This window comes from Chelativorans sp. M5D2P16, from assembly GCF_034427935.1.
Lineage (GTDB): Bacteria > Pseudomonadota > Alphaproteobacteria > Rhizobiales > Rhizobiaceae > Chelativorans.
Genome location: NZ_JAXQNM010000022.1, coordinates 1 through 18,671, shown reverse-complemented (window position 1 = coordinate 18,671; position 18,671 = coordinate 1). Strand labels below are relative to the sequence as shown.

14 protein-coding genes and 1 tRNA gene are annotated in these 18,671 nt (G+C 63.7%); 14 read left to right on the top strand and 1 reads right to left on the bottom strand.

All coding sequences use genetic code 11. The features are described 5' to 3' along the window. The 10 genes from tuf (SIN08_RS09940) to rpoC form a co-directional block, all read left to right on the top strand. Positions 1-1,176: elongation factor Tu (tuf, locus tag SIN08_RS09940; protein WP_322451417.1), on the top strand; the 1,176-nt coding region annotated here is incomplete at its 5' end. Positions 1,177-1,344: 168 nt separating this feature from the next. Continuing rightward, a tRNA-Trp gene (locus tag SIN08_RS09935) sits at positions 1,345-1,420 on the top strand. Between the two features lie 226 nt (positions 1,421-1,646). After that, on the top strand, positions 1,647-1,850 hold the full coding sequence (gene secE / locus SIN08_RS09930) for a preprotein translocase subunit SecE (RefSeq protein ID WP_322451416.1): 204 nt from the start codon (positions 1,647-1,649) through the stop codon (positions 1,848-1,850). A gap of 28 nt (positions 1,851-1,878) precedes the next feature. Then, positions 1,879-2,406, top strand: a complete 528-nt coding sequence (gene nusG / locus SIN08_RS09925) for a transcription termination/antitermination protein NusG (protein ID WP_322451415.1) — start codon at positions 1,879-1,881, stop codon at positions 2,404-2,406. Between the two features lie 119 nt (positions 2,407-2,525). Then, positions 2,526-2,954 carry a 50S ribosomal protein L11 gene (gene rplK, locus SIN08_RS09920; protein ID WP_322451414.1) on the top strand — a complete coding sequence of 143 codons (429 nt, stop codon included), beginning with the start codon at positions 2,526-2,528 and terminating at the stop codon, positions 2,952-2,954. A 4-nt stretch (positions 2,955-2,958) separates the two neighbouring features. Next, on the top strand, positions 2,959-3,660 hold the full coding sequence (gene rplA / locus SIN08_RS09915; protein WP_322451413.1) for a 50S ribosomal protein L1: 702 nt from the start codon (positions 2,959-2,961) through the stop codon (positions 3,658-3,660). Positions 3,661-4,007: 347 nt separating this feature from the next. After that, on the top strand, positions 4,008-4,526 hold the full coding sequence (gene rplJ / locus SIN08_RS09910) for a 50S ribosomal protein L10 (protein WP_322451412.1): 519 nt from the start codon (positions 4,008-4,010) through the stop codon (positions 4,524-4,526). Positions 4,527-4,574: 48 nt separating this feature from the next. Next, the gene (gene rplL, locus SIN08_RS09905; RefSeq protein ID WP_322451411.1) at positions 4,575-4,952 is read left to right on the top strand and encodes a 50S ribosomal protein L7/L12; all 378 of its coding nucleotides are present in this window, start codon (positions 4,575-4,577) and stop codon (positions 4,950-4,952) included. Positions 4,953-5,145: 193 nt separating this feature from the next. Next, positions 5,146-9,285, top strand: a complete 4,140-nt coding sequence (gene rpoB, locus SIN08_RS09900) for a DNA-directed RNA polymerase subunit beta (RefSeq protein ID WP_322451410.1) — start codon at positions 5,146-5,148, stop codon at positions 9,283-9,285. Positions 9,286-9,424: 139 nt separating this feature from the next. After that, positions 9,425-13,621 carry a DNA-directed RNA polymerase subunit beta' gene (gene rpoC / locus SIN08_RS09895; RefSeq protein ID WP_322451409.1) on the top strand — a complete coding sequence of 1,399 codons (4,197 nt, stop codon included), beginning with the start codon at positions 9,425-9,427 and terminating at the stop codon, positions 13,619-13,621. Between the two features lie 84 nt (positions 13,622-13,705). Here rpoC and SIN08_RS09890 read toward each other — a convergent pair whose 3' ends face one another. Then, positions 13,706-13,987 carry a transcriptional regulator gene (locus tag SIN08_RS09890; RefSeq protein WP_322451408.1) on the bottom strand — a complete coding sequence of 94 codons (282 nt, stop codon included), beginning with the start codon at positions 13,985-13,987 and terminating at the stop codon, positions 13,706-13,708. 465 nt (positions 13,988-14,452) lie between these two features. Between SIN08_RS09890 and rpsL the strand changes: the two genes are divergently transcribed. The 4 genes from rpsL to tuf (SIN08_RS09870) all read left to right on the top strand — a co-directional run. Beyond that, on the top strand, positions 14,453-14,824 hold the full coding sequence (gene rpsL, locus SIN08_RS09885; protein ID WP_159593254.1) for a 30S ribosomal protein S12: 372 nt from the start codon (positions 14,453-14,455) through the stop codon (positions 14,822-14,824). Positions 14,825-14,886: 62 nt separating this feature from the next. Further along, positions 14,887-15,357, top strand: coding sequence for a 30S ribosomal protein S7 (rpsG, locus tag SIN08_RS09880; RefSeq protein ID WP_322451407.1), 471 nt, complete (start codon positions 14,887-14,889; stop codon positions 15,355-15,357). Positions 15,358-15,390: 33 nt separating this feature from the next. Continuing rightward, entirely contained in the window at positions 15,391-17,481 is a 2,091-nt protein-coding gene (gene fusA / locus SIN08_RS09875) for an elongation factor G (RefSeq protein ID WP_322451406.1), read from the top strand. 63 nt (positions 17,482-17,544) lie between these two features. Continuing rightward, on the top strand, positions 17,545-18,671 hold a 1,127-nt coding region (tuf, locus tag SIN08_RS09870), incomplete at its 3' end, for an elongation factor Tu (protein ID WP_322450896.1).

Sequence of the window (18,671 nt, the reverse complement as noted above, 5' to 3'; positions counted from 1 at the left end):
ATGGCCAAAGGTAAATTCGAGCGCACGAAGCCGCATGTGAACATCGGGACGGTTGGTCACGTTGACCACGGGAAGACGACGCTGACGGCAGCGATCACGAAGTATTTCGGCGACTTCCGGGCCTATGATCAGATTGACGCGGCGCCTGAGGAGAAGGCGCGCGGGATCACGATTTCGACGGCGCATGTCGAGTACGAGACGGATGCGCGGCACTACGCGCACGTCGACTGCCCGGGGCACGCGGACTACGTGAAGAACATGATCACGGGCGCGGCGCAGATGGACGGCGCGATCCTGGTTGTTTCGGCGGCGGACGGGCCGATGCCGCAGACGCGCGAGCACATTCTTCTGGCGCGCCAGGTTGGCGTTCCGGCGATCGTGGTGTTTCTGAACAAGGTGGACCAGGTTGACGATCCGGAGCTTCTGGAGCTTGTCGAGCTTGAGGTTCGCGAGCTTCTGTCGGCCTACGAGTTTCCGGGCGACGACATTCCGATCGTCAAGGGCTCGGCGCTTGCCGCGCTCGAGGATTCGAACAAGGAGATCGGCGAGGATGCGGTCCGCGAGCTGATGAAGCAGGTGGACGCGTACATCCCGACGCCGGAGCGTCCGATCGACCAGCCGTTCCTGATGCCGATCGAGGACGTGTTCTCGATTTCGGGCCGCGGCACGGTTGTGACGGGCCGCGTCGAGCGCGGGGTGATCAAGGTCGGCGACGAGATCGAGATCGTCGGCATCCGGCCGACGTCGAAGACGACGTGCACGGGCGTGGAGATGTTCCGCAAGCTCCTGGACCAGGGGCAGGCGGGCGACAACATCGGCGCGCTTCTGCGCGGTGTGGAGCGCGAGGGCGTCGAGCGCGGCCAGGTTCTGGCCAAGCCGGGCTCGGTGACGCCGCACACGAAGTTCAAGGCGGAGGCCTACATCCTGACGAAGGAGGAGGGCGGTCGCCACACGCCGTTCTTCACGAACTACCGTCCGCAGTTCTACTTCCGCACGACGGATGTGACGGGCGTGTGTTCGCTTCCGGAAGGCACGGAGATGGTGATGCCGGGCGACAATGTGACGATGGACGTGGAGCTGATCGTGCCGATCGCCATGGAGGAGCGCCTGCGCTTCGCCATCCGCGAGGGCGGCCGCACCGTCGGCGCCGGCATCGTCGCCGCAATCACCGAGTAAAGGAAAGGCGGGCAGGGCGTGGACCCTGCCGCCGGCCGAAATCCGGCGGCGATGTCGCAATCATGCCGCCGGATGCATATCTGGACAGGCGGACACCGATTCGACGGGATTATGCTTGAAGCCTGCGTGGTCAGGCATTAGAAGCGTCGGGCGGGCTGCAGGCCGGATAGGGGTATAGCTCAGTTGGTAGAGCGGCGGTCTCCAAAACCGCAGGTCGGGGGTTCGAGCCCCTCTGCCCCTGCCAGCATGTCAAGTGCGTCCGGATAAAGACACTTGCGTGAATGCGAATTCGGAACTATGTAGGGCCGTAGACGGACGGTGCGTGGAGCCTGGATGAGGCTTTACGCGCCTTTGTCGTGTGTCTGGAGATAGGTGGCGATTCGCGCCGGAACCAGGCAATTCCCGGGTCGGGCCGGGACGAATAGAGTCCGGATTCCCGGGTGCTCAAGAAATATTAAAAAGAGCGGCAGATGGCGGCGAAGACCACAAATCCTTTCACCTTTTTGCAGCAGGTGCGGGCCGAGACCGCGAAGGTGACGTGGCCTTCGCGGCGCGAAACCCTGATTTCCACCGTCATGGTGCTCGCCTTTGTTGCCTTGGCCGCGCTGTTCTTTTTCGCCGCCGACCAAGTGATGGCGTGGGCCATCGAACTGATCTTGCAGATCGGCGTCTGACAGCGGCGGCACAGGGAGAATTTTTGAGATGACTGCGCGGTGGTACATCGTCCACGCCTATTCGAATTTCGAGAAGAAGGTTGCCGAATCGATCGAGGAGCAGGCACGCCAGAAGGGGCTGTCGGATAACATCGAGCAGGTGGTGGTGCCGACCGAGAAGGTCGTCGAAGTGCGCCGCGGCCGCAAGGTCGATGCCGAGCGCAAGTTCTTCCCCGGTTATGTGCTGGTCAAGGCCAATCTGACGGATCCCGTTTTCAGCCTGATCAAGAACACGCCGAAGGTGACCGGGTTCCTGGGCGACTCGCGTCCGGTGCCGATCACGGAAGCGGAAGCCGAGCGCATCCTGGTGCAGGTTCAAGAAGGTGTGGAGCGGCCGAAGCCTTCCGTTACCTTCGAAATCGGCGAGCAGGTACGCGTCTCCGACGGCCCGTTCGCTTCCTTCAACGGCTTCGTGCAGGAAGTGGACGAGGAGCGCTCGCGGCTCAAGGTGGAGGTCTCAATCTTCGGGCGCGCGGTGCCCGTCGATCTGGAATTCGGTCAGGTCGAGAAGGGCTGACCGGGGTTCCGGTTTCCGGAACAAACGGGTGGAAGGAAAGGCGGCGTAGCCGGCCGCCCGTTCCGCACCACCGAACTGCAACCGCCGGAATTTCCGGCATCAGGAAAGGCAGATGAGAGATGGCTAAGAAGATCGCAGGCCAGCTCAAGCTCCAGGTCCCCGCGGGGTCGGCGACGCCGTCGCCGCCGATCGGGCCGGCGCTTGGTCAGCGCGGCATCAACATCATGGAGTTCTGCAAGGCGTTCAACGCGCAGACCCAGGAGATGGAGAAGGGCTCGCCCATCCCGGTGGTGATCACCTACTACCAGGACAAGTCCTTCACCTTCACCATGAAGACGCCGCCGGTGAGCTTCTTCCTGAAGAAGGAAGCGAAGCTGAAGTCCGGCGCCAAGGAGCCCGGCAAGCAGACCGTCGCGAAGATCTCGCGCGACAAGGTGCGCCAGATCGCCGAGGCGAAGATGAAGGATCTGAACGCGTACGACGTGGATGCCGCGGTGCGCATGGTCGAAGGCTCGGCCCGCTCCATGGGCCTGGAAGTGGTGGGCTGACGATATGGCGACGAAACTTTCCAAGCGCGTGGCCCAGAGCCGCGAGGGCCTCGACCGCAACAAGCAGTATGCGCTCGAGGAGGCGGTGAGCCTCTTGAAGGAGCGGGCGAACGCCAAGTTCGACGAGACGATCGAAGTGGCGATGAATCTCGGCGTCGATCCGCGTCATGCCGACCAGATGGTGCGCGGCGTGGTCAACCTGCCGAACGGCACTGGCCGCACCGTGCGCGTGGCGGTGTTCGCCAAGGGCGACAAGGCCGACGAGGCGAAGGCCGCCGGCGCCGATCTGGTCGGTGCCGAGGATCTGGTCGAGGCCGTGCAGAAGGGCGAGATCAATTTCGACCGCTGCATCGCCACGCCCGACATGATGCCGCTGGTTGGTCGCCTGGGCAAGGTGCTCGGTCCGCGCGGGCTGATGCCGAACCCGAAGGTGGGCACGGTCACCGCCGACGTTGCCGCCGCGGTGAAGGCCTCCAAGGGCGGCGCCGTCGAGTTCCGCGTCGAGAAGGCGGGCATCGTGCATGCCGGCGTCGGCAAGGTCTCCTTCGACGCCAACGCCATCGCCGAGAACGTGCGCGCCTTCGCCGATGCGGTGATCAAGGCCAAGCCGGCGGGCGCCAAGGGCAATTACGTGAAGCGCGTGGCGCTCACCTCGACCATGGGGCCGGGGCTCAAGATCGACGCCTCGACCTTGTCAGCGTCGTGAAATGAAGCCGGGGAGGCATCTCCCCGGCGCATCCATTCCGGGTCGGAAACGGCCCGGAAGCCGGAGGGAAACTTCCGGCAATCCTGTCCGAGATTGCAGGTGGCTCGCCTTAATTCCTCTTCAGGGCCTGCATGAGACGGGGAAGAGCCGACAAAGGCATGCCGCAAGGCAGCCTGTGAAAGGTTCGAACCGTGTTGGCCTTTTGTCCGTCGCCGGTTTCCGGCATGGCGAAAGGGGGCAGGATCCTCGAGCGTCGTTCGGGTGATCCGCAATCGTGGGTGGCCCGGCCGGCAAAAGGCAAACCGGCGGAAGGCCCTGACAAGGGCGCCGCCAACTGGAGAAAGGCTGTGGACAGAGCGGAAAAGCGCGAATTCGTCGCGGGTCTGAACCAGGTGTTCGAAAGCACCGGGTCCGTCGTCGTGGCGCATTACACCGGCCTGACCGTCGCGCAGATGAACGACCTCAGGTCGAAGATGCGTCAAGCGGGCGGAACGGTGAAGGTCGCGAAGAACCGCCTCGCCAAGATCGCTCTTCAGGGCACCCAGTCCGAAGGCATTCAGTCCCTCTTCGAGGGGCAGACGCTGATTGCCTATTCGGACGATCCGGTTGTCGCTCCGAAGGTCGCCAACGATTTCGCCAAGGGGAACGACAAGCTTGTCATTCTCGGCGGCGTGATGGGCGCGACTGCACTCGACGCCGACGGCGTGAAGGCACTTGCCTCGCTGCCGTCGCTGGACGAGTTGAGAGCGAAGATCGTCGGCATGATCTCGACGCCGGCAACCCGGATCGCGCAGGTCGTCAACGCACCGGCGGGCCAAGTGGCCCGGGTCGTCGGCGCCTATGCCCGGAAGGACGAGGCGGCGTGAGGCCGTTTTTGACCAACAACACAGTTCGAACATGTAAGGAAATGAACAATGGCTGATCTTGCGAAGATCGTTGATGACCTTTCGAGCCTCACCGTCCTCGAGGCGGCTGAGCTTTCGAAGATGCTGGAAGAAAAGTGGGGCGTCTCCGCGGCGGCGCCCGTAGCCGTGGCCGCTGCCGGCGGTGCGGCGGCGCCCGCCGAGGCGGCCGAGGAAAAGACCGAGTTCGACGTCGTCCTGGCCGATGCCGGCGCACAGAAGATCAACGTGATCAAGGAAGTGCGCGCCATCACCGGCCTCGGCCTGAAGGAGGCCAAGGACCTGGTCGAGGCCGCGCCGAAGGCGGTCAAGGAAGGCGTGGCGAAGGACGAGGCCGACAAGATCAAGGCGCAGCTCGAGGGAGCCGGCGCCAAGGTCGAGCTGAAGTAGCAGCATCGCCTTTGGACCGCGGACGGATACCGTCCGCGGTCCGGAGCGAGGCTGAAGTCAGGAAAACCTTTTTCCTGAAGGCCGGAAACCGGCTTTCAGGAAACGGGTTTTCATCCGTTTGGATTGGACGTCCCTTCGACAGGCGCAGGAGGGCGGCCCATATTGGCAGGTAAGCGGCAGGCAAGGAGCGACGATGGCCCAGACCCAGACTTTCAACGGTCGCAGGCGCGTACGCAAGTTTTTCGGGAAGATTCCGGAAGTTGCGGAGATGCCGAACCTCATCGAGGTTCAGAAAGCATCCTATGATCAGTTTCTCATGGTTGAGGAACCGCGGGGCGGGCGGCCCGACGAGGGGCTGCAGGCGGTTTTCAAGTCGGTGTTCCCGATCCAGGATTTCGCCGGCACGGCGATGCTCGAATTCGTCAGCTACGAGTTCGAGGCGCCGAAGTTCGATGTCGAGGAGTGCCGGCAGCGCGATCTCACCTATGCGGCGCCGCTGAAGGTGACGCTGCGCCTGATCGTCTTCGACGTGGACGAGGATACGGGTTCCAAATCCATCAAGGACATCAAGGAGCAGGACGTCTACATGGGCGACATGCCGCTCATGACGGACAACGGCACCTTCATCGTCAACGGCACGGAGCGTGTGATCGTTTCGCAGATGCACCGTTCGCCGGGCGTCTTCTTCGATCACGACAAGGGCAAGTCCCACTCGTCCGGCAAGCTGCTCTTTGCGGCGCGCGTCATTCCCTATCGCGGTTCCTGGCTCGACATCGAGTTCGACGCCAAGGACATCGTCTATGCGCGCATCGACCGGCGGCGCAAGCTTCCAGCCACGTCGCTGTTGATGGCGCTCGGCATGGACAGCGAGGAGATCCTGTCGACCTTCTACAACAAGCTGACCTATATCCGCGACGGCGACAACTGGCGCGTTCCGTTCTCCACAGAGCGTTTCCGGGGCATGAAGGCGACGTCCGACATCATCGACGCCGATTCCGGTGAGGTCGTCGTGGAGGCGGGCAAGAAGATCACCGCCCGGCAGGCGCGCCAGCTCGCAGACAAGGGCCTGAAGGCGATCCGTGCGACGGAAGACGATCTGCTCGGCAACTATCTCGCCGAGGACATCGTCAATATGGCAACGGGCGAGATCTTCCTCGAAGCAGGCGACGAGATCGACGAGAAGACCCTGAAGGTGCTCATGGAGGCGGAGGTCGACGAGGTGCACTTCCTCGATATCGACCACGTCAATATCGGCGGCTACATCCGCAACACGCTTGTGGCCGACAAGAACGAGAGCCGGCAGGATGCCCTGTTCGACATCTACCGGGTCATGCGCCCGGGCGAGCCGCCGACGCTGGAGACGGCGGAGGCCATGTTCCACTCGCTGTTCTTCGATCCCGAGCGCTACGACCTTTCGGCCGTCGGGCGGGTGAAGATGAACATGCGCCTGGAGCTCGACGCCGAGGACACGGTGCGCGTCCTGCGCAAGGAAGACATCGTCGCCGTGGTCAAGACCTTGGTCGAACTGCGCGACGGCAAGGGCGAGATCGACGACATCGACAATCTCGGCAACCGCCGCGTGCGCTCCGTCGGCGAATTGATGGAGAACCAGTACCGCGTCGGCCTCCTGCGCATGGAGCGCGCCATCAAGGAGCGCATGTCGTCGATCGAGATCGACACGGTCATGCCGCAGGATCTGATCAACGCCAAGCCGGCGGCGGCGGCCGTGCGCGAGTTCTTCGGCTCCTCGCAGCTCTCGCAGTTCATGGACCAGACGAACCCGCTGTCGGAGATCACCCACAAGCGGCGCCTGTCGGCGCTCGGCCCGGGCGGTCTGACCCGTGAACGGGCGGGCTTCGAGGTGCGCGACGTGCATCCCACGCATTACGGCCGCATCTGCCCGATCGAGACGCCGGAAGGCCCGAACATCGGCCTGATCAACTCGCTCGCCACCTTCGCGCGTGTGAACAAGTACGGCTTCATCGAGACGCCGTACCGCAAGATCGTGGACGGCAAGGTGTCCGAGGACGTCATCTACCTGTCGGCGATGGAGGAGGCCAAGCACTATGTGGCCCAGGCCAACGCGCAGATCGACGAGGACGGGCGGTTCGCCGACGAGTTCGTCGTCTGCCGCCACGCCGGCGAGGTGATGCTCGCGCCACGTGAGAACGTCGACCTGATGGACGTCTCGCCGAAGCAGCTCGTCTCGGTTGCCGCAGCACTCATCCCGTTCCTGGAGAATGACGACGCCAACCGCGCGCTGATGGGCTCGAACATGCAGCGTCAGGCCGTGCCGCTGGTGCGTGCCGAGGCGCCGTTCGTCGGCACCGGCATGGAGCCGGTGGTGGCGCGCGACTCCGGGGCGGCCATCGCCGCGCGCCGCACCGGCATCGTCGACCAGGTGGACGCGACGCGTATCGTCATCCGCGCGACGGAGGACGTGGATGCCTCCCAGTCGGGCGTCGACATCTACCGGCTGCAGAAGTTTCAGCGTTCGAACCAGAACACCTGCATCAACCAGCGGCCGCTGGTGCGTATCGGCGACCAGATCAACAAGGGCGACATCATCGCCGACGGCCCGTCGACGGATCTCGGCGATCTGGCGCTCGGCCGCAACGTGCTCGTCGCCTTCATGCCCTGGAACGGCTACAACTACGAGGACTCCATCCTGCTTTCCGAGCGCATCGTGCGTGACGACGTCTTCACCTCGATCCATATCGAGGAGTTTGAGGTCATGGCGCGCGACACCAAGCTCGGGCCGGAGGAGATCACGCGCGACATTCCGAACGTTTCGGAAGAGGCGCTGAAGAACCTCGACGAGGCCGGCATCGTCTATATCGGCGCCGAGGTTCAGCCGGGCGACATCCTGGTCGGCAAGATCACGCCGAAGGGCGAAAGCCCGATGACGCCGGAGGAGAAGCTGCTGCGCGCCATCTTCGGCGAGAAGGCATCGGACGTGCGCGATACCTCCATGCGCATGCCGCCCGGTACCTACGGAACGGTGGTCGAGGTGCGCGTCTTCAACCGCCATGGCGTGGAGAAGGACGAGCGCGCCATGGCCATCGAGCGCGAGGAGATCGAGCGCCTGGCCAAGGACCGCGACGACGAGCAGTCGATCCTCGACCGCAACGTCTATGCGCGCCTGTCCGAGATGCTTATCGGGAAGGATGCGATCGCGGGACCGAAGGGCTTCAAGAAGGGCGCGACGCTTACGGCGGAACTTCTTGACGAGTATCCCCGTTCGCAATGGTGGCAGTTCGCCGTCGACGACGAGAAGCTGCAGAGCGAGCTGGAGAGCTTGCGCGCTCAGTACGACGAGTCCAAGGGGGCGCTGGAAAGCCGCTTCATGGACAAGGTCGAGAAGGTGCAGCGCGGCGACGAAATGCCGCCCGGCGTGATGAAGATGGTCAAGGTCTTCGTCGCCGTGAAGCGCAAGATGCAGCCGGGAGACAAGATGGCCGGCCGGCACGGCAACAAGGGTGTCGTCTCGAAGATCGTGCCCGTCGAGGACATGCCGTTCCTCGAGGACGGCACGCATGTGGACATCGTCTTGAACCCGCTGGGTGTGCCGAGCCGCATGAATGTCGGCCAGATCCTGGAGACGCATCTCGGCTGGGCCTGCGCGGGCATGGGCCGCCAGATCGGTGAAATGATCGAAGCCTACAAGGAGAATAGCGACATCAAGCCGCTCCGGTCGACGATCGAGAAGCTGATCCCGGACAATGAGCGCAACGAGCCTGTCCGCGAATATGACGACGAAAGCGTGATCCAGCTCGGCGAGCAGATGCGCCGCGGCGTGTCGATCGCCACGCCCGTCTTCGACGGCGCGCACGAATCCGACATCAACAAGATGCTGGAGGAGGCGGGCCTCGAGTCGAGCGGCCAGGCGACGCTCTACGACGGACGCACGGGCGAGTCGTTCGATCGTCAGGTGACGGTGGGCTACATATACATGCTCAAGCTGCACCACCTGGTGGACGACAAGATCCACGCCCGCTCCATCGGCCCGTACTCGCTCGTCACCCAGCAGCCGCTGGGCGGCAAGGCGCAGTTCGGCGGTCAGCGCTTCGGCGAGATGGAGGTCTGGGCTCTGGAAGCCTACGGCGCCGCTTACACGCTGCAGGAGATGCTCACCGTCAAATCGGACGACGTGGCCGGCCGCACCAAGGTCTACGAGGCCATCGTGCGCGGCGACGACACCTTCGAGGCGGGTATTCCGGAGAGCTTCAACGTCCTGGTCAAGGAGATGCGTTCGCTCGGCCTCAACGTGGAGCTGGAGAATTCGCGGCTCGACTCGCCGCCGCCGACCCAGCTGCCCGAAGCAGCCGAGTGACGGAATGAAGCGCGCCGCGGAGGNCGCGCCAGGTGAAGGCGGGGCGGCGATAAAACGGCACGAGGTGCCGTCGCCACGAGAAGCCCGCCGGGACCGCAAGAGATTCAAGGGGCGATGTGGCCCCGCAAAGGAGATCGGCATGAACCAAGAGGTCATGAACCTGTTCAACCCTCAGGCGCCGGCACAGACCTTCGATTCCATCCGGATTTCGCTGGCCAGCCCGGAAAAGATCCTGTCCTGGTCCTACGGCGAGATCAAGAAGCCAGAGACGATCAACTACCGCACCTTCAAGCCGGAGCGCGACGGCCTGTTCTGCGCGCGCATTTTCGGTCCCATCAAGGACTACGAGTGCCTGTGCGGCAAGTACAAGCGCATGAAGTACAAGGGCGTCATCTGCGAGAAGTGCGGCGTCGAGGTCACGCTCTCGCGCGTGCGTCGCGAACGCATGGGCCACATCGAACTGGCCGCTCCGGTCGCCCATATCTGGTTTTTGAAGTCGCTGCCTTCCCGCATCGGCACGCTGCTCGACATGACGCTCAAGGACATCGAGCGGGTTCTCTACTTCGAGAACTACATCGTGACCGAGCCGGGCCTGACGGCGCTCAAGGAAAATCAACTCCTCTCCGAAGAGGAGTACATGATGGCCGTCGACGAGTATGGCGAGGATTCCTTCACCGCCATGATCGGCGCCGAGGCGATCCATCACCTGCTCGAGGCGATGGACCTCGAAAAGATCGCCGGTGATCTGCGCTCCGATCTCGCTTCGACCACGTCCGAGCTGAAGCAGAAGAAGCTTCTGAAGCGGCTCAAGGTGGTGGAGAACTTCCTGGAATCCGGCAACCGTCCGGAATGGATGATCATGAAGGTCGTCCCGGTGATCCCGCCGGACCTTCGCCCGCTGGTGCCGCTTGACGGCGGCCGCTTCGCGACGTCGGATTTGAACGACCTCTACCGCCGTGTCATCAACCGCAACAATCGTCTGAAGCGGCTGATCGAGCTCAGGGCGCCGGGCATCATCATCCGCAACGAGAAGCGCATGCTGCAGGAGGCCGTCGACGCGCTGTTCGACAACGGCCGCCGCGGCCGCGTGATCACCGGCGCCAACAAGCGTCCGCTGAAGTCGCTGTCGGATATGCTGAAGGGCAAGCAGGGCCGCTTCCGCCAGAACCTGCTCGGCAAGCGCGTCGACTATTCCGGCCGCTCCGTGATCGTGACGGGCCCCGAGCTCAAGCTGCACCAGTGCGGCCTGCCGAAGAAGATGGCGCTGGAACTGTTCAAGCCCTTCATCTACGCCCGTCTCGATGCCAAGGGCTATTCGTCCACCGTCAAGCAGGCGAAGAAGCTGGTCGAGAAGGAGCGTCCGGAGGTCTGGGACATCCTCGACGAGGTGATCCGCGAGCACCCGGTGCTTCTGAATCGTGCGCCGACGCTGCACCGCCTCGGCATCCAGGCGTTCGAACCCACGCTGATCGAAGGCAAGGCGATCCAGCTTCACCCGCTGGTCTGCACCGCCTTCAATGCCGACTTCGACGGCGATCAGATGGCTGTGCACGTGCCCTTGTCGCTGGAGGCCCAGCTCGAGGCGCGCGTGCTCATGATGTCGACCAACAACATCCTGCACCCGGCCTCCGGCGCACCGATCATCGTGCCGTCGCAGGACATGGTTCTCGGACTCTATTACCTGTCCATCATGAATCAGAACGAGCCGGGCGAGGGGATGGTGTTCGCCGATATGGGCGAGCTGCACCATGCGCTCGAAAACAAGGTCGTCACGCTGCACACCAAGATCAAGGGCCGCTTCAAGACCGTCGATCATGAGGGCAAGCCGGTCTCCGAGATCCACGAGACGACGCCGGGCCGCATGATCGTAGGCGAGCTTCTGCCGAAGAACCCGAACGTGCCGTTCGACATCTGCAACCAGGAGCTGACCAAGAAGAACATCTCCAAGATGATCGACACGGTCTATCGGCACTGCGGGCAGAAGGAGACGGTGATCTTCTGCGACCGGATCATGGCGCTCGGTTTCGGCCAGGCGTGCAAGGCCGGCATCTCCTTCGGCAAGGACGACATGCTGATCCCCGACAGCAAGGAGAAGCTGATCGCCGAGACCGAGGCGCTCGCCAAGGAATACGAGCAGCAGTACAATGACGGCCTGATCACCCAGGGCGAGAAGTACAACAAGGTCGTCGACGCGTGGGCCAAGTGTTCCGAGAAGGTCGCCGACGAGATGATGAAGCGCATCAAGGCGATCGAGTTCGATGAGAACGAGCGGCAGAAGCCGATGAACTCGATCTACATGATGTCCCATTCGGGCGCCCGCGGCTCGCCGGCGCAGATGCGCCAGCTTGCCGGCATGCGCGGCCTGATGGCGCGTCCGGACGGCTCCATCATCGAGACGCCGATCATCTCGAACTTCAAGGAAGGCCTGACCGTGATGGAGTACTTCAACTCCACCCATGGCGCGCGCAAGGGTCTTGCCGACACGGCGCTCAAGACGGCCAACTCCGGCTATCTGACCCGCCGTCTCGTCGACGTGGCGCAGGACTGCATCGTCACGGTTTCCGACTGCGGCACTGACAAGGGCCTCACCATGCAGCCCATCGTCGATGCCGGTCAGGTGGTGGCATCCATCGGCCAGCGAGTGCTGGGCCGCACCGCTCTCGAGGACGTGGTTGATCCGGCGACGGACGAGGTGATCGTGTCCGCCGGGCGCCTCATCGACGAGCGCGACGTGGAAGCCATCGAGGCCGCCGGCATCCAGACGGTGCGCATCCGCTCTGCGCTTACCTGCGAGGTGCGCAACGGTGTCTGCGCGGTCTGCTACGGGCGCGATCTGGCGCGCGGCACGCCGGTCAATATCGGCGAGGCGGTCGGCGTCATCGCCGCCCAGTCGATCGGCGAGCCGGGTACCCAGCTCACCATGCGCACCTTCCACATGGGCGGCACGGCGCAGGTGGTCGATCAGTCCTTCCTCGAGGCCTCCTTCGAGGGCACGGTCAAGATCCGCAACCGCAACGTGGTGCGCAACTCCGACGGCCATCTGGTCGTTATGGGCCGCAACATGGCGGTGCTGATCCTGGATGAGGGGGGCAACGAGCGCGCCTCGCATCGCATGACCTACGGCGCCCGTATCTATGTCGACGACGGCGATAAGGTGAAGCGCGGCCAGCGGATTGCCGAGTGGGACCCGTACACGCGTCCCATGCTCACCGAGGTGGAAGGCACGGTGGCGTTCGAGGACCTGGTGGACGGCGTGTCGGTGCAGGAGGCGACCGACGAGTCGACCGGCATCACCAAGCGCGAGGTCGTCGACTGGCGGTCCACGCCGCGCGGCTCGGACCTGAAGCCGGCCATCACGATCCTCGACTCCAACGGCAAGGTCGCCAAGCTTGCCCGCGGCGGTGAAGCGCGCTTCCTGCTCTCTGTCGAGGCGGTGCTGTCGACCGAGCCGGGCGCCAAGGTGAAGCCCGGCGACGTGATCGCCCGTATTCCGACCGAGAGCGCGCGCACCAAGGACATCACCGGCGGTCTGCCGCGGGTGGCCGAGCTCTTCGAAGCGCGGCGTCCGAAGGACCACGCCATCATCGCCGAGATCGACGGCACGGTACGTTTCGGCCGCGACTACAAGAACAAGCGCCGCATCGTCATCGAGCCGCACGACTCGACGTTGGAGCCGGTGGAGTATCTCATCCCGAAGGGCAAGCCGTTCCACCTTCAGGACGGCGACGTCATCGAGAAGGGCGACTTCATCCTCGACGGCAATCCGGCACCGCACGACATCCTGGCGATCAAGGGCGTGGAGGCGCTGGCCTCCTACCTCGTCAACGAGATCCAGGAGGTCTACCGGCTGCAGGGCGTGTTGATCAACGACAAGCACATCGAGGTGATCGTCCGCCAGATGCTGCAGAAGATCGAGATCACCGCTCAGGGCGATTCGACCTACATCCCCGGCGACCACGTGGATGAGGTCGAGTTCGACGAGGTCAATGACCGCCTGGTCGAGGAGGGCAAGAAGCCTGCGGAGGGCCAGCCGGTGCTGCTCGGCATCACCAAGGCTTCGCTGCAGACGCCTTCCTTCATCTCCGCCGCCTCCTTCCAGGAGACGACGCGTGTGCTGACCGAGGCCGCCGTGGCGGGCAAGATCGACACGCTGCAGGGCCTGAAGGAGAACGTGATCGTCGGCCGCCTCATCCCGGCCGGCACGGGCGGCGCGATGACCCAAATCCGGCGCATCGCCCGCTCGCGCGACGATCTCATCCTCGACGAGCAGCGCAAGGAGTCCGGCTCGGAGATGGACCGGGCGCTTGCCGACATGTCGGGACAGCCGGCCGAGTAACCGGCCGCTTTTCCGGACCCAATGCAAAAAGCCGCCGGGGAGACCCGGCGGCTTTCTTTTTCTGCTGAAGGATCGGCGGCCAGTTTATTCCGGCTCGTCGAAGGTCACCACGGCAATCTCGCCTTCCGTGGCGCCTTGCCAGGCGGAAAGGTGCGGCTCCTCGTCGGGCGCTCCTTCCATTTCGCCGATCTGGTCGAGCTCGGCTTCGGCATATCCCTCCTGTGCCAGCGCTTCCAGCGCCATGCGCACCGCCGAATCGTCGTCCGGCGCGACGAGCATCACGTGCACGCCCTCGCTGGCGGCGCCCGATTCGCGCCAGACCCGCCCGGTGATGATCGTCACGGGCCGTTCCTCATTGTCGTTCATCGCGTGTTCCTGTTCCATCTCTTCGGCGCACTGCGCGATACACCGCTTCAATGTCGCATTTATGCCGCCGCAGGGACAGGGCAAGGCCTGGAAAACGCGGTGGGTACCTCCTATATCGGCGCTGGATGATCGTTTGCGACGGTGCGCCGGGGTCTATCTGCCGGGCAATGCAAGATAATGGCCGGTCCGGGGTTGACGGTGGCCCGCGTTGCGCGTATTACCCGCCGCGTCTGAGCCGATGTGAGGCTTTTCCTTCCGGAGCGACGCGCGCCGGAGCTGGCCTCAAACAGGGTTCGTTTTAACGAGCGACAGACTTCCGGGGCATGAAGCGGTGAGCCGCTTCCTCTGCATGTATTCGGGCAGGACCGCGGGCGAGCGGTTTTGGTGCCCGAATTTACGTATGGAAGACCGTTCGCGTGAGCGGACCTGGGTCTGAGGCACGAGATTGTAAAAAGGGAAGGTTTGATGCCGACCGTAAACCAGCTGATCAACAAGCCGCGCAAGGCGCCGGTGAAGCGTAACAAGGTGCCGGCCATGCAGGCCAACCCGCAGAAGCGGGGTGTTTGTACGCGCGTCTATACGACGTCGCCGAAGAAGCCGAACTCGGCCATGCGCAAGGTGGCGAAGATCCGGCTCGCCAATGGCTTCGAAGTGATCGGCTACATTCCGGGCGAGGGGCATAACCTTCAGGAACACTCCGTGGTGATGATCCGCGGCGGCCGCGTGAAGGATCTGCCCGGCGTGCGCTATCACATCATCCGCGGCGTGCTCGACACGCAGGGTGTGAAAAGCCGCAAGCAGCGCCGCTCCAAGTATGGCGCCAAGCGTCCGAAGTAAGGGTTTCCCGGCTTCGGCGCTTTTTATGTGGCGCCGGGCCATGAAGGTGAGAGACGAAGAAGATGTCCCGACGTCACCGTGCAGAAAAGCGTGAGATCAACCCGGACCCGAAGTTTGGGGACATGGTTGTGACCAAGTTCATGAACGCCATCATGCTTGACGGTAAGAAGTCCGTCGCCGAGCGGATCGTTTACGGCGCGCTCGATCAGGTCCATGACAAGACCAAGCAGGAGCCGGTGGCGGTCTTTCATCAGGCGCTGGAAAACGTCTCGCCGCACCTCGAGGTCCGCTCGCGGCGCGTGGGTGGCGCGACTTACCAGGTACCGGTCGACGTGCGTCCGGAGCGCCGCCAGGCACTGGCGATCCGCTGGCTGATCGCGGCTGCGCGCAACCGTAACGAGACGACGATGGTCGAACGCCTTTCGGGCGAGTTGATGGATGCGTCGAACAATCGCGGCACGGCTGTGAAGAAGCGCGAGGACACGCACAAGATGGCCGAGGCCAACCGTGCGTTCTCGCACTATCGCTGGTAACGCCTGGGCGCCGGACTGAAGAGGTGAGCTGACATGGCCCGCGACTACAAAATCGAAGATTACCGCAATTTCGGTATCATGGCGCATATCGACGCCGGCAAGACGACGACGACCGAGCGCGTCCTGTTCTACACGGGCAAGTCGCACAAGATCGGCGAAGTCCATGACGGCGCGGCCACCATGGACTGGATGGAGCAGGAGCAGGAGCGGGGCATCACGATCACCTCGGCTGCCACCACCACCTTCTGGGAAGGCCGCGACGGCAAGAAGCGCCGCTTCAACATCATCGACACGCCCGGGCACGTCGACTTCACCATCGAGGTCGAGCGTTCGCTGCGCGTGCTCGACGGTGCGATCGCGCTGCTCGACGCCAATGCCGGCGTAGAGCCGCAGACCGAGACCGTTTGGCGTCAGGCAGACAAGTATCATGTCCCGCGCATGATCTTCTGCAACAAGATGGACAAGATCGGCGCCGACTTCTTCCGCTCTGCCGAAATGGTCAAGACGCGGCTTGGCGCAACCCCGCTCGTCATGCAGCTGCCCATCGGTGCCGAGAGCGATTTCGCCGGCGTGGTCGATCTCATCGAGATGAAGGCGCTGGTCTGGCGTTCGGAGAACCTGGGTGCAGCCTGGGACATCCTGGAGATTCCCGATGATCTCAAGGCGCAGGCCGAAGAGTATCGCGAGAAGCTCGTCGAGACGGCGGTCGAGATCGACGAGGGCGCGATGGAGCGCTATCTCGAGGGCGAGATGCCGTCCAACGACGAGCTGCGTGCGCTGATCCGCAAGGGCACGATCAACGTTCAGTTCTTCCCCATGTTCTGCGGCTCCGCCTTCAAGAACAAGGGCGTGCAGCCGCTGCTCGACGCGGTGGTCGACTTCCTGCCTTCGCCTATCGAAGTTCCGCCCATCAAGGGCATCGACCCGAAGACCGAGACGGAAGTGGCGCGCAAGTCGTCCGACGACGAGCCGCTCTCCATGCTCGCCTTCAAGATCATGAACGATCCCTTTGTCGGCTCGCTGACCTTCTGCCGCATCTATTCCGGCGTTCTCAACAAGGGCGTGTCGCTGGCGAACACGGTGAAGGACAAGCGCGAGCGCATCGGCCGCATGCTGCAGATGCACTCCAATTCGCGTTCCGACCTCGATGTGGCTTACGCCGGCGACATCGTGGCGCTGGCCGGCCTCAAGGAGACGACGACGGGCGACACGCTGTGCGACCCGCTGAAGCCGGTCGTTCTGGAGCGCATGGAGTTCCCCGATCCGGTCATCGAGATCGCGGTTGAGCCGAAGACCAAGGCCGACCAGGAGAAGATGTCGCTGGCGCTGAACCGTCTCGCCGCCGAGGACCCCTCCTTCCGCGTCAAAAGCGACGAGGAGTCGGGCCAGACGCGCATCTTCGGGATGGGCGAGCTTCACCTCGACATCATCATCGATCGCATGAAGCGCGAGTTCAAGGTCGAGGCCAATGTCGGCGCCCCGCAGGTGGCTTATCGCGAGACCATCACGCAGGCGGCCGAGGTGGATTATACCCACAAGAAGCAGACCGGTGGTTCGGGCCAGTTCGCCCGCGTCAAGCTGGTGTTCGAGCCCAATCCGGAAGGCGAGGATTTCGTTTTCGAATCCAAGATCGTCGGCGGCTCCGTGCCGAAGGAGTACATCCCCGGTGTGCAGAAGGGCATCGAGAGCGTCCTGTCCTCCGGGCCGGTCGCGGGCTTTCCGATGCTGGGCGTGAAGGCCACGCTGGTGGACGGCGCCTACCACGATGTCGACTCTTCGGTGCTCGCCTTCGAGATCGCCGCCCGGGCAGCCTTCCGCGAAGGTGCGCAGAAAGCGGGCGCGCAGCTTCTCGAACCGATCATGAAGGTCGAGGTCGTGACGCCGGAAGACTATATGGGCGACGTCATCGGCGACCTGAACTCCCGCCGCGGGCAGATTCAGGGCACCGAGGCGCGCGGCATCGCCACCGTGGTCAACGCCATGGTGCCGCTCGCCAACATGTTCAAATATGTCGACAATCTGCGCTCGATGTCCCAGGGCCGTGCCCAGTACACGATGCAGTTCGACCACTACGAGCCGGTTCCCAGCGCGGTGGCGCAGGAGATCCAAAAGAAGTTCGCGTGATCCGGTCGGGCGACCTCACGGGAAGGAAAGGCCTGAAAAGGCGGAAAATAACGGAGACCTCACATGGCCAAAGGTAAATTCGAGCGCACGAAGCCGCATGTGAACATCGGGACGGTTGGTCACGTTGACCACGGGAAGACGACGCTGACGGCAGCGATCACGAAGTATTTCGGCGACTTCCGGGCCTATGATCAGATTGACGCGGCGCCTGAGGAGAAGGCGCGCGGGATCACGATTTCGACGGCGCATGTCGAGTACGAGACGGATGCGCGGCACTACGCGCACGTCGACTGCCCGGGGCACGCGGACTACGTGAAGAACATGATCACGGGCGCGGCGCAGATGGACGGCGCGATCCTGGTTGTTTCGGCGGCGGACGGGCCGATGCCGCAGACGCGCGAGCACATTCTTCTGGCGCGCCAGGTTGGCGTTCCGGCGATCGTGGTGTTTCTGAACAAGGTGGACCAGGTTGACGATCCGGAGCTTCTGGAGCTTGTCGAGCTTGAGGTTCGCGAGCTTCTGTCGGCCTACGAGTTTCCGGGCGACGACATTCCGATCGTCAAGGGCTCGGCGCTTGCCGCGCTCGAGGATTCGAACAAGGAGATCGGCGAGGATGCGGTCCGCGAGCTGATGAAGCAGGTGGACGCGTACATCCCGACGCCGGAGCGTCCGATCGACCAGCCGTTCCTGATGCCGATCGAGGACGTGTTCTCGATTTCGGGCCGCGGCACGGTTGTGACGGGCCGCGTCGAGCGCGGGGTGATCAAGGTCGGCGACGAGATCGAGATCGTCGGCATCCGGCCGACGTCGAAGACGACGTGCACGGGCGTGGAGATGTTCCGCAAGCTCCTGGACCAGGGGCAGGCGGGCGACAACATCGGCGCGCTTCTGCGCGGTGTGGAGCGCGAGGGCGTCGAGCGCGGCCAGGTTCTGGCCAAGCCGGGCTCGGTGACGCCGCACACGAAGTTCAAGGCGGAGGCCTACATCCTGACGAAGGAGGAGGGCGGTCGCCACACGCCGTTCTTCACGAACTACCGTCCGCAGTTCTACTTCCGCACGACGGATGTGACGGGCGTGTGTTCGCTTCCGGAAGGCACGGAGATGGTGATGCCGGGCGACAATGTGACGATGGACGTGGAGCTGATCGTGCCGATCGCCATGGAGGAGCGCCTGCGCTTCGCCATCCGCGA

What these genes read in the sequence shown, in the direction of transcription:
- secE (WP_322451416.1), top strand. Translation starts at nt 1,647, where the DNA reads ATGGCGGCGAAGACCACAAATCCTTTCACCTTTTTGCAGCAGGTGCGG.
- nusG (WP_322451415.1), top strand. Translation starts at nt 1,879, where the DNA reads ATGACTGCGCGGTGGTACATCGTCCACGCCTATTCGAATTTCGAGAAG.
- rplK (WP_322451414.1), top strand. Translation starts at nt 2,526, where the DNA reads ATGGCTAAGAAGATCGCAGGCCAGCTCAAGCTCCAGGTCCCCGCGGGG.
- rplA (WP_322451413.1), top strand. Translation starts at nt 2,959, where the DNA reads ATGGCGACGAAACTTTCCAAGCGCGTGGCCCAGAGCCGCGAGGGCCTC.
- rplL (WP_322451411.1), top strand. Translation starts at nt 4,575, where the DNA reads ATGGCTGATCTTGCGAAGATCGTTGATGACCTTTCGAGCCTCACCGTC.
- rpoB (WP_322451410.1), top strand. Translation starts at nt 5,146, where the DNA reads ATGGCCCAGACCCAGACTTTCAACGGTCGCAGGCGCGTACGCAAGTTT.
- rpoC (WP_322451409.1), top strand. Translation starts at nt 9,425, where the DNA reads ATGAACCAAGAGGTCATGAACCTGTTCAACCCTCAGGCGCCGGCACAG.
- SIN08_RS09890 (WP_322451408.1), bottom strand. Translation starts at nt 13,987, where the DNA reads ATGAACGACAATGAGGAACGGCCCGTGACGATCATCACCGGGCGGGTC.
- rpsL (WP_159593254.1), top strand. Translation starts at nt 14,453, where the DNA reads ATGCCGACCGTAAACCAGCTGATCAACAAGCCGCGCAAGGCGCCGGTG.
- rpsG (WP_322451407.1), top strand. Translation starts at nt 14,887, where the DNA reads ATGTCCCGACGTCACCGTGCAGAAAAGCGTGAGATCAACCCGGACCCG.
- fusA (WP_322451406.1), top strand. Translation starts at nt 15,391, where the DNA reads ATGGCCCGCGACTACAAAATCGAAGATTACCGCAATTTCGGTATCATG.